Below are 9,943 nucleotides of genomic sequence, written 5' to 3' on the forward strand. Positions count from 1 at the left end.
CAAAAATAATTGTCCTATTATTTGCGACATTTATAGAAAATCACTATCTTTGAGTATTGAAAATAAAGAGATAAACAAACCTTTAAAGCTGGTTTGGCTGCCAGTATAAAGAACAGCAAACAAAATCATGAAACATTGCTTCTTAAATCCATTTCGTAGCCAACTGTTAGTGCTATTTTTCAGTATTAATTCATTAATCATTTTTTTATGAAAAAAGAGTTTACATTACGCTTAGACGATGCAGCCTGCGCAGAGTTAGAAAATCTAAAAAAATTATCTGGTGAAAAAACAGATGCTAAAGCTATTAGATTTGCTATTCAGAATTATGCAACTTTGAATGATAGGTATATTGAAACACAACGGCAAATAAGGACGTGGAAAGATAAATATGCAGCGTTAAATAAAGCTGTTGATGATTACTTGTCTTCTTTTGAAGCATTGAAGAAAACTACAGATTGATAGTCAATTATTAGAAATGTGAAAGGATTAATTTATGATTGGAGTAGAGAAGAAAATTTTCAGATTATCTAGTTCTGTGTTAAATCGTACTTTTAAGCAGGAAAAGAGTATTTTTTGTTCAATGGTGTTACGATTGATGGATACAGAAAACTATGCAAACAATTATTGCGATTCGCTAAGTCTTGTTCTTGAACTATTTCCAGAGATTGATAGGGAAAAGCTAGAAAAAGAATTGGATAAATACGTTTGATAGTATTTGAAATCAAAAATGGGCTATTAAACTAGTTAATAGCCTTATTTTAATACATAAATTCATGAAATATGGCAGCGGATATGACAGATGAAACGATTGCACAATACATGGAACGCATCGAGAAAATGAGCATAAAAGAAATTCAAAAAGAAATTGAATTTCTGGAAAGCCCCGGTTACAACTGTGAAGGACTGGTATGTGCAGACGGAGTAATTACTCCCCGGACAAAAATGCATCGTAAGGTTCTTTGGTATAAGAGAATGAACCAAAAGAGCCTAACAGCCCTGCAATGGGCAAAAGAAGGATATGTTGTAAATCCGGATGCAATAGGAAGAAAGTGGAAAAACAATCCTCACAATTCAAAGGCTATAATATATTATGTATCAGATGAAGTACATGAGGACAAAGAAGCGGCTAAAGAATTTCTCAAATCGAGGCGTAAGGAAAAGAAAGAGTAGTCTTTAGTTCACAGGTCTCTTTTCCAGATATATAAGTCAAGATAAAATGGGATTATCATACCAAATAACGCATAACAGAATAGTAATGAATCAAGAAAGAACATTAACCTTTGGTAAGTATAAGGGAACACATCGAAGTAATATTACTGGAGGCTTCTCAGCAGGTGACTTCGGTGGTTTAATTTATTCAATCGAAAATTTCAATGAAAGTGAATATGAGTTTTAACCAATAAAATGAAGATATGAATAATGAATTTATTGATGGTATTTGGTTTGCTGTTCAGCATATTGTAGTAGTCAGAGATATGCCAGCAATCGCAATAGGGATAATTAAGGAATCGAATCTTTCCATTGATGATTGTAAGGCTGCGCAAAAAAGGAGTGGTTCTTTTCACAATCAGATGATGAAGTTTATTGAAACAGAATTAGCGTAAAACAGTATAAATATGAGCAAAATTGAAGAAGCCTTCAGAGGCTTAGGAAGAACAGAGAAAGTGAGATTCATTTCGCAGAACATCGAGTATGCAAATGCGGTTGCAGTAGCCAGTTATGTAAAAGGTTATCTTTTCGATGTCCTTAATGATGTCGGAGATGATGAGTATATAGCAGCGTATCTCAGAGAAAAGGGATATGAAGTAAAAAAACAAGAATAATCCTCAAATCGATATATAAATAAACGAATTATGAATGAAAGAACAATCCAAATAGACGTAATTGGAAAAATAGAAGGTACTCAATTTATGAAGTGTAAGCTATATACAAATGAAAATATTGTCATTATCATGATGAATGAATTTGATTATGAACGGTTGAAAGAAGAAGGAATCTTCATAAGAGATGGCAAAAGTCGAGATTCAGCCGGGGTGTTGAATACAACCAATACTTTCATCGAAAAAAATTAATACTCAAAACAAAAAAGAATGATTATGGATAAAAAAGAAAAGAATTTTGCCACATACAAAGAATTTGCAAAGATGCTTCGGGAAGTGGCAAACATATACTCTAAACTGGGTGACGAACCATTGTTGAAAGAAGGATATGAGTATAACGCCATTAGAGATGCTGTTCAGTATGTAACGAACAAACACGATTTTGGTTACTTTATACAGCCTTGGAAGGATGAGTTTCTACGTATGCCTTTTGATGTGACGAAGCGAAAAAAATGGGCTGATTATGTGGCTGAATGCCATGCTACAGGAAAGGAAATAGATTACGATAATTATGATTGGGATAAATGACCATAATTTTTCGAATAGTGTGAAAGGGAATAGATGTCATATAATCAAAATATAGATAGAATGTTTATTGAATATAAGGTATATCGTAGGGTGTCAGATTTGAAGCCTTTTATATCTAGGGATGAACTTCCTTCTTGTCAGATGATTGGGAAAAAAAAGTTTGTAGGAAAAAAAGCAAAAATGGAGGCTGTTTATAGACTTACAGGGAAACGTTTGCCAGAAGACTATACAACAGAGCAGGTAAACAATTTTCTTACGGTAGAGCTTTTTAATACGTCTTTATGGCATAAGTATAGAAAGATTTACAATGAAGTTTCCAATGAAAAAGAAATTGTTGTTGAGAACTATAGTTATCAATATACATTAGTTGTAGAATTAGCAAATAAATCGAATTTATCATTGGATGAAGGAAAAATTGTACATTTTGTTATGTGCGAACTGTTAGGAAATCCTTGTGAAACGTATAAAGGGATGAAAAACCCTATAATTTCTTTACGAAAAGATTATGATAGATAAAGCAAAAACATTAGATGAATGCTTTAAGGAACTAATTCTTAAAAGAGGTTGGTCTAAAAATAGTCCATATGACCGCCGAACTGCATCAAGGCATAAAAAGCAATTCCTTGAAGGAACGTTGCCCGATGAATTTAAAAGAGTATATTTGCAAAGTGCTGGTTATACAATAGTGCAGCCGGAGCTTTGGCGACAGGAATTATAAAACAAAGAAAATGGACTGGAGGAACATAATAAGAAATCTATTAGAAATTATCATTGCTATTTTTAGAATGATTTTCATAGGGCTATTTTATATAGCCAAGTTTATGTTTGTGTTCTTTATTCTACTTTTTTTTGGAGTATTAATCAGTCAAAATAATAAGCGATGGTAAATAGAGAAATAAAAGCCCGAAAACGTGCGGTGAAAGAAGAAAAAGAAGAAATAGACGGTGAGATTGTTAGAATTAGGAAAGGGCATCCTCGTACAAATCTTCCTGTGAAACTCCCAGAAAATCCCACATGGCTGAAACAACCTAATGTAGTTACATTAATGGCTGGTGATTTTAAGACAGTACAGATTAGAATCTTAATTGCTGTTATAGAGAAATTACAGGATGTCATAGAATTAAGTATTCAGCATCTAGATAAATATGGTACATCTATTCCATGCGAGCAATTATCTTTATTTCAAGAATATTCAGACCGTATAAGAGTAGATATCGCATATCGGGATTTGGGCGTTAATCCAGACCAATACAAGGAAGTAAAAAGCATGGTTCGTAAATTAATCAGTATTCCTGTAGAGCTTGATGTTAAAGACCCAATAACAGGTGAGGATAGTTGGTCTATTACTGGTTTATTCACTAAGGCAAATATACCCAAAACTCCTTATTCAAGAGGTTTTTCTTTAGAAATGGATAGAGAGGTTGCTAAAGTTTTCATTAATGTTGATAGAGGTTTTACACGCTATATAAAAGAGATAGCTTTAAGAGCGCAAAGTAGATATACAATAAGAATGTATATGCTGATTAGCTCATGGAAAGAAAAAGGTGGTTTTTCTATCTATGTGGATAGATTTCGGAAATTCTTAAAATTAGAAGATAAATACCCCGAATTTAAAGATTTGTATAAACGTGTAATACGCCCTGTTTACGATGATTTGTTTGAACAGGCTGATTGCTGGTTTGAAATGGCAGAAGTTTATCGTAATTCAGGCGATACACAGCCTTATAAACTTAATTTCAAAGTTATTAAGTCTGCATTATCAAAGAAGGAAGAAGAACTATTAAAAGGACAAAAGAAGATGATAACGAATTTTTGTTCTTTGCACTTTGCAATGAAGGACGAGCATTTGCAGCAGTTTATTCCACAGATTACATTAAGCAACTATAAAGCAGTAGTAACTAAGATGCTTTATCTAGGCGAATATGTTAGAGATAACTGGAATAAAATTTCAAATAAAGCAGAATATTGTTTATCCGTATTATTAAAAGAAGTAGAAATACTCCCCGGAATGATTGGAGAAGAAAAAGAAGATGAATAAAAGTTGGGTTTTTGTCCCTAGGAGGGGTCTAAAAGTTGGGTTTTTGTCCCTAAGAAGTTGGGTTTTTGTCCCTAAGAAGTTGGGTTTTTGTCCCTAAGAAGTTGGGTTTTTGTCCCTGATTTTTTACCATTATCTGTTGTTTTTCAGATAGTTACCCTTTCATTTTTAAGGGTACTACCATCACTAGCTGATAAAAAAAACCTGATAATCATACCAACACACAAAAAAGGAACTTTTCTTATTACATAAACCCATAAAAAAGGAACTTTTCTTATTACATAAACCCATAAAAAAGGAACTTTTCTCATAATCTTAACACAAACTTTAGGGAAAAGAACATCTATTAACAAAAAAAGACACTATATGATACAAATAATCAATCAAAAGTTGGGTTTTTGTCCCTATCTAAAAAAAACATATTTTAAAAAGTTGGGTTTTTGTCCCTATGCTTTTTTGATATACTGTAGGGAAAGAAATTGATACCGAATTATCATTCCTGGCACACCCTGTAGAACGACCTTTTGATACCAAATACAAAAAGCAGCCGGAAGCCGGACGCAAAAAATTGATACCATAAAACATTAGGGAAAAAGAACAGGAACAAAATGCAATATTATATATATATAAATAATATGTGAATATATAATATATAAACAAATAATATATAATATGTGATTAACACGCTTCACTTCCAGAGTTCCAGAAAGAGCCACACGAAAAATCTTCTTTTCCCTAAAGTTCCTTGTGTCGTTTCTCTCTATACTTGAATACAGGAAAACGGCTGCATCATAAAAGAAAAGACACCGACACCATTCAGGAACTACCGCCCATCGGTAAAAGGATTGCATCTAATTGATACCTTTTCTGCCTGCACTGGAGAGAAACCGGGAAGGTATTTGATACCGTATTTTTCCGGGTTCTGCCCGGCATGGACGATAAGAGAACATTATTATGATACCAAAAAAACTTATCTAATTGTATTTTTTTCCCTTTTGTTTGGGAGGGTGTTTAGTAATTTATATATTTGCGTTTGTAGAAATTAATAGCAAGATGTGTTTTTGTGGACACAAAAACCAAATCTTGCCTGATAAATCAGGAGTTTAGCCCCCTCGCAACTTGGGGGCATATATTATTTAGTATCATAGTATGAAAGCAAATAAAAGAGATAGAATAGTGAAAGTTCGCTTAACGAATTTAGAATATGAAGAACTAACTAAAGCTTCTAAATCTAGCAAATGTATGTCAGATTATTTTAGACAGAGAGTCTTTAGGAAAGGAGTTGGTCTTATTGACCCTAAAGAATTTATTCGTTCGATGGATGAAATTTGTTTGGAAATGAAACGTATAGGAAATAATATAAATCAGTTGGCTAGGTATGTAAATATTCATAAGGAAGAAGTTAATCAAGAGGTTCTTAATGAGGTAGAAAAGAAAATGGCAGACTATGTAATTATGCAAGATAAATTGAATGTTACTTGGCGTAAGTTGATGTCAATCAAATAATATATGTATATATAATATTTATATATATAATTTTAGTGATAAAGACAGCGTTACTATTTCTTTTCCCTAAAGTTCCTTGTGTCGTTTCTCTCTATACCTGAATACAGGAAAACGGCTGCATCATAAAAGAAAAGACACCGACACCATTCAGGAACTACCGCCCATCGGTAAAAGGATTGCATCTAATTGATACCTTTTCTGCCTGCACTGGAGAGAAACCGGGAAGGTATTTGATACCGTATTTTTCCGGGTTCTGCCCGGCATGGACGATAAGAGAACATTATTATGATACCAAAAAAACTTATCTAATTGTATTTTTTTCCCTTTTGTTTGGGAGGGTGTTTAGTAATTTATATATTTGCGTTTGTAGAAATTAATAGCAAGATGTGTTTTTGTGGACACAAAAACCAAATCTTGCCTGATAAATCAGGAGTTTAGCCCCCTCGCAACTTGGGGGCATATATTATTTAGTATCATAGTATGAAAGCAAATAAAAGAGATAGAATAGTGAAAGTTCGCTTAACGAATTTAGAATATGAAGAACTAACTAAAGCTTCTAAATCTAGCAAATGTATGTCAGATTATTTTAGACAGAGAGTCTTTAGGAAAGGAGTTGGTCTTATTGACCCTAAAGAATTTATTCGTTCGATGGATGAAATTTGTTTGGAAATGAAACGTATAGGAAATAATATAAATCAGTTGGCTAGGTATGTAAATATTCATAAGGAAGAAGTTAATCAAGAGGTTCTTAATGAGGTAGAAAAGAAAATGGCAGACTATGTAATTATGCAAGATAAATTGAATGTTACTTGGCGTAAGTTGATGTCAATCAAATAATATATGTATATATAATATTTATATATATAATTTTAGTGATAAAGACAGCGTTACTATTTCTTTTCCCTAAAGTTCCTTGTGTCGTTTCTCTCTATACCTGAATACAGGAAAACGGCTGCATCATAAAAGAAAAGACACCGACACCATTCAGGAACTACCGCCCATCGGCAAAAGGATTGCATCTAATTGATACCTTTTCTGCCTGCACTGGAGAGAAACCGGGAAGGTATTTGATACCGTACTTTTCCGGGTTCTGCCCGGCATGGACGAAGAGAAAACATTATTATGATACCAAAAACTTTAGGGGAAAATATTATATATATAAATAATATATGAATATATAATATTTGTATATTTATTGTATGAATAAATTATATTGAAATATTCTTTTATTGAATATTTGTTTGTATATTTGCGGTGTGAAGTTATAAATATGGTAGTAGTAGTTTTAAAAGCGGCAACTTCTTTCGCTGGTATTGATTATAATGAGCGAAAGAATGAGGAAGGCAAGAGTGAACTTCTTGTTGCAGAAAATTTTGCTATGAATCCAGATAATTTGAAGAAGTCGGATTATATAGCTTATATGGAATCTGTCTGTAGGACTAATCCAGCGGTCAAGGCAAAACAATTTCATGCAGTGATTTCATGTAAGGGGCGTGAATATTCGGCAGAGGATTTGAAAAATGTAGCTTTGCAATATATAAATAAAATGGGTTATGGAAATAATCCTTATATGATATATTTTCATTCTGATACAGAAAATAATCATGTACATATTGTTTCTACACGAGTACAGAAGAACGGACAGAAGGTAAAAGATAATATGGAAGCTGTGCGCTCACAGAAAGTCATAAATCAAATAATGAATGTTGATTTAGCTTTGAAGGCTAAAGATGATATTTCAAAATACATGGAGTTTTCTTTTTCTACAGTGCAGCAATATAAGTTGTTACTTGAACAATCAGGATGGAAATTAAGAGAAAAGGATGGATTATTAATTTTGTATAAGGGTGGTGAAAAGCACGCTTCAATTCAATTAGAGCAGATAAAAGATAAAGCTAAACAATATACACCTGATGAAGAAAGAAGAAAACAGATAACAGCTCTTTTATTTAAATATAAGCAAGGACTTTCCTATACAGAACTTCAAACTTTGATGAAAGATAAGTTTGGTATAAATTTAGTCTTTCATACAGGAAAAGGACATACTAAACCTTATGGATATACATTAATTGATTATAGAAATAAGAGAGTTTTGAAAGGTGGGGAAGTTATGGATTTGAAGGAACTTTTAGTAGAGCCTAATAAACAAGCAAAAGTTGAACACTGTAATAGTATAATTAATCTTCTTTTGAAAGATGGAACAAAATATACAATGGATAGTTTCAAGAAATTAATGTTAGATTACGGTTATAGGTTTTCAATGAATGGCACAATATTTATAAATGGTGATGATAAGGCTTTATTGGTTCTTGATAAAAAACTGTTGAAAGAACTTAGATATAATAGCAGAGTGTATGAAGCAAATAAATTTAATGTTGCTACACTTAAAGAAGCCGAGTTGTTAAGTAGAATTTATCATGTGAAAAAAGATGATATTTTGATTCAAGAGCATATGGATAAAAAAAATACTGTCTATACTGATATGATAAATAGTTATTTGGCTCATAGTTCAGATTTACATTCTACATTAAGAGAAAAAGGAATTCTTTTTGTTGAAGATGATAATTTAGTTTATCTAATAGATAAAAAGAATAAAGTAATCGTAAGTACTGATGATTTAGGAATCAATATTATAAAAGATGGCTATAGTAAAGATAGGATTACTCTAGTTACTCTTGATAAGATGGAAAGAATAAATGTTGAACAAGATTCAGAACTGGCAAGGGGATTTAATCTGATTGATGCTATTTGTGATATTCTTAGCCAGCATATAAATGTACAGCAAGATAAATCTCCTAATAGGAAAAAGAAAAGAGGACAGCAACAAAATTAATAAATATAAGTAAGATATGATAATATTATTTGGGAATCAGAAAGGCGGTTGTGGTAAAACGACTAATTGCATACAATTTGCCAACTATCTAGTAGAAAAAGGAAAAGAAGTTCTAGTATTGGATTTAGATTTTCAGCGTTCATTATCGGATAGAAGAAAAGAAGATATTGCGACCTATGATAATGAACCTAAATATGAGGTTATACAAACCGATATATCTAATGTTGCTAAAATTATTAGTGATTTTACTAAGGTTGAGCAAGGAAATCTATTAATAGATTTGCCTGGTAAGATTGATGATGATGCTCTGGGAACTATTCTTAAAGCTGCGGATATAATAATATGCCCATTTAAATACGATAAATTTACAATGGATAGTACAGGTTTTTTTATCCAAGTGTTACAGTATTTAAATGTAAAAGCTAAAATATTCTTTTTACCTAACAATATGAGAACTGCGGTAAGATATGAAACAAAAGAACAGGTAGTTGATATTCTTAAGCAAGTTGGTTTTGTTACAGATGAAATACCAGCTTCTGTTGCTATGGAACGTATAAATACATTAGCAATTAGTAATGAGTGTATTGATAAGGTGAAGAATGCTTATGATTATATCATTCAAGAAGGAGCAATAAAATAAAATATTCTTTTAATAGATATTTGTTATAAAGTTATTCATTTATTGTATATATTTGCACATGGCTGATAAATTAAGGAAAAAGCAAAATGAAGGTATTTCTAGTGTTCTGGAAATAGCTAAAATGATAAGAGGTGAAGAATTGCATGGGAGTAGTATAAATGAAGCTCCTATTCAAGAAGCTAAATATGAAGTTGAAGAGGAGAAAGAACCACTTCATGTAGAAATGGAAACAACTTCTTCGGAAGTTTTTAATTTTAATGGCTCTAGTGAAATGGATTTGACGGACTTATTAGAGTACATTAAAGGAAAAAATTATAATTGCAAGGAAGTTCTATATGTTGATACAGATGTAAAAGAGGTGTTTGGGTTGCTCAAAGCTAAAGCCAAAATACCTATTTCATCTTTAGTTTCGTTTATTTTGGAAGATTGGTTAACTAAACACCGTAGCGACATAAGTTCTTTGATTAAGCAAAAAAAGAACCGTTTTCTTTAGTACAGAAAAAGGGTCGTTTTGTGAAACA

At 32.0% G+C, this 9,943-nt stretch carries 15 protein-coding genes; all 15 read left to right on the forward strand.

All coding sequences use genetic code 11. The annotated features are described in order from the left end of the window. Positions 1 to 207: 207 nt before the first annotated feature. The 15 genes from DWZ03_RS19100 (at position 208) to DWZ03_RS19185 (ending at position 9,915) form a co-directional block, all read left to right on the forward strand. Entirely contained in the window at positions 208 to 459 is a 252-nt protein-coding gene (locus DWZ03_RS19100) for a hypothetical protein (protein ID WP_004295365.1), read from the forward strand. A 34-nt stretch (positions 460 to 493) separates the two neighbouring features. Next, positions 494 to 709, forward strand: coding sequence for a hypothetical protein (locus DWZ03_RS19105; protein WP_007559101.1), 216 nt, complete (start codon positions 494 to 496; stop codon positions 707 to 709). Between the two features lie 110 nt (positions 710 to 819). Next, positions 820 to 1,170, forward strand: coding sequence for a hypothetical protein (locus tag DWZ03_RS19110; protein ID WP_227239216.1), 351 nt, complete (start codon positions 820 to 822; stop codon positions 1,168 to 1,170). Between the two features lie 242 nt (positions 1,171 to 1,412). Next, positions 1,413 to 1,604 carry a hypothetical protein gene (locus tag DWZ03_RS19115; RefSeq protein WP_007559094.1) on the forward strand — a complete coding sequence of 64 codons (192 nt, stop codon included), beginning with the start codon at positions 1,413 to 1,415 and terminating at the stop codon, positions 1,602 to 1,604. A 12-nt stretch (positions 1,605 to 1,616) separates the two neighbouring features. Further along, entirely contained in the window at positions 1,617 to 1,823 is a 207-nt protein-coding gene (locus DWZ03_RS19120; RefSeq protein WP_007559092.1) for a hypothetical protein, read from the forward strand. Between the two features lie 30 nt (positions 1,824 to 1,853). Continuing rightward, positions 1,854 to 2,072: a hypothetical protein gene (locus tag DWZ03_RS19125; protein ID WP_004295363.1), complete on the forward strand. Its 219-nt coding sequence runs from the start codon at positions 1,854 to 1,856 to the stop codon at positions 2,070 to 2,072. Positions 2,073 to 2,096: 24 nt separating this feature from the next. Continuing rightward, positions 2,097 to 2,408, forward strand: a complete 312-nt coding sequence (locus DWZ03_RS19130; RefSeq protein ID WP_008765228.1) for a hypothetical protein — start codon at positions 2,097 to 2,099, stop codon at positions 2,406 to 2,408. A gap of 33 nt (positions 2,409 to 2,441) precedes the next feature. After that, positions 2,442 to 2,924, forward strand: coding sequence for a hypothetical protein (locus DWZ03_RS19135; RefSeq protein WP_007559088.1), 483 nt, complete (start codon positions 2,442 to 2,444; stop codon positions 2,922 to 2,924). Next, positions 2,914 to 3,126 (forward strand): hypothetical protein, encoded by a 213-nt coding sequence (locus DWZ03_RS19140; RefSeq protein WP_004295360.1) that lies wholly within the window; start codon positions 2,914 to 2,916, stop codon positions 3,124 to 3,126. The genes DWZ03_RS19135 and DWZ03_RS19140 overlap by 11 nt, the downstream gene beginning before the upstream one ends. A 162-nt stretch (positions 3,127 to 3,288) precedes the next feature. After that, complete coding sequence (locus DWZ03_RS19145) at positions 3,289 to 4,446, forward strand: replication initiation protein (RefSeq protein WP_007559085.1); 1,158 nt, start codon at positions 3,289 to 3,291, stop codon at positions 4,444 to 4,446. Positions 4,447 to 5,592: 1,146 nt separating this feature from the next. Beyond that, a complete protein-coding gene (locus DWZ03_RS19160; protein WP_007557662.1) occupies positions 5,593 to 5,949 on the forward strand; it encodes a plasmid mobilization protein in 357 nt (118 codons plus the stop codon). A gap of 480 nt (positions 5,950 to 6,429) precedes the next feature. Beyond that, on the forward strand, positions 6,430 to 6,786 hold the full coding sequence (locus tag DWZ03_RS19170) for a plasmid mobilization protein (protein WP_007557662.1): 357 nt from the start codon (positions 6,430 to 6,432) through the stop codon (positions 6,784 to 6,786). 433 nt (positions 6,787 to 7,219) lie between these two features. Continuing rightward, positions 7,220 to 8,782: a relaxase/mobilization nuclease domain-containing protein gene (locus DWZ03_RS19175; protein ID WP_007559083.1), complete on the forward strand. Its 1,563-nt coding sequence runs from the start codon at positions 7,220 to 7,222 to the stop codon at positions 8,780 to 8,782. Between the two features lie 16 nt (positions 8,783 to 8,798). Further along, positions 8,799 to 9,422 (forward strand): ParA family protein, encoded by a 624-nt coding sequence (locus tag DWZ03_RS19180; RefSeq protein WP_004295355.1) that lies wholly within the window; start codon positions 8,799 to 8,801, stop codon positions 9,420 to 9,422. A gap of 58 nt (positions 9,423 to 9,480) precedes the next feature. Further along, a complete protein-coding gene (locus tag DWZ03_RS19185) occupies positions 9,481 to 9,915 on the forward strand; it encodes a hypothetical protein (RefSeq protein ID WP_007557648.1) in 435 nt (144 codons plus the stop codon). Positions 9,916 to 9,943: the final 28 nt, after the last annotated feature.

Origin of the sequence: Bacteroides sp. AF29-11 (assembly GCF_003602895.1) — a bacterium.
Lineage (GTDB): Bacteria > Bacteroidota > Bacteroidia > Bacteroidales > Bacteroidaceae > Bacteroides > Bacteroides uniformis.

What these genes read in the sequence shown, in the direction of transcription:
- DWZ03_RS19100 (WP_004295365.1), top strand. Translation starts at nt 208, where the DNA reads ATGAAAAAAGAGTTTACATTACGCTTAGACGATGCAGCCTGCGCAGAG.
- DWZ03_RS19105 (WP_007559101.1), top strand. Translation starts at nt 494, where the DNA reads ATGATTGGAGTAGAGAAGAAAATTTTCAGATTATCTAGTTCTGTGTTA.
- DWZ03_RS19110 (WP_227239216.1), top strand. Translation starts at nt 820, where the DNA reads ATGGAACGCATCGAGAAAATGAGCATAAAAGAAATTCAAAAAGAAATT.
- DWZ03_RS19115 (WP_007559094.1), top strand. Translation starts at nt 1,413, where the DNA reads ATGAATAATGAATTTATTGATGGTATTTGGTTTGCTGTTCAGCATATT.
- DWZ03_RS19120 (WP_007559092.1), top strand. Translation starts at nt 1,617, where the DNA reads ATGAGCAAAATTGAAGAAGCCTTCAGAGGCTTAGGAAGAACAGAGAAA.
- DWZ03_RS19125 (WP_004295363.1), top strand. Translation starts at nt 1,854, where the DNA reads ATGAATGAAAGAACAATCCAAATAGACGTAATTGGAAAAATAGAAGGT.
- DWZ03_RS19130 (WP_008765228.1), top strand. Translation starts at nt 2,097, where the DNA reads ATGGATAAAAAAGAAAAGAATTTTGCCACATACAAAGAATTTGCAAAG.
- DWZ03_RS19135 (WP_007559088.1), top strand. Translation starts at nt 2,442, where the DNA reads ATGTCATATAATCAAAATATAGATAGAATGTTTATTGAATATAAGGTA.
- DWZ03_RS19140 (WP_004295360.1), top strand. Translation starts at nt 2,914, where the DNA reads ATGATAGATAAAGCAAAAACATTAGATGAATGCTTTAAGGAACTAATT.
- DWZ03_RS19145 (WP_007559085.1), top strand. Translation starts at nt 3,289, where the DNA reads ATGGTAAATAGAGAAATAAAAGCCCGAAAACGTGCGGTGAAAGAAGAA.
- DWZ03_RS19160 (WP_007557662.1), top strand. Translation starts at nt 5,593, where the DNA reads ATGAAAGCAAATAAAAGAGATAGAATAGTGAAAGTTCGCTTAACGAAT.
- DWZ03_RS19170 (WP_007557662.1), top strand. Translation starts at nt 6,430, where the DNA reads ATGAAAGCAAATAAAAGAGATAGAATAGTGAAAGTTCGCTTAACGAAT.
- DWZ03_RS19175 (WP_007559083.1), top strand. Translation starts at nt 7,220, where the DNA reads ATGGTAGTAGTAGTTTTAAAAGCGGCAACTTCTTTCGCTGGTATTGAT.
- DWZ03_RS19180 (WP_004295355.1), top strand. Translation starts at nt 8,799, where the DNA reads ATGATAATATTATTTGGGAATCAGAAAGGCGGTTGTGGTAAAACGACT.
- DWZ03_RS19185 (WP_007557648.1), top strand. Translation starts at nt 9,481, where the DNA reads ATGGCTGATAAATTAAGGAAAAAGCAAAATGAAGGTATTTCTAGTGTT.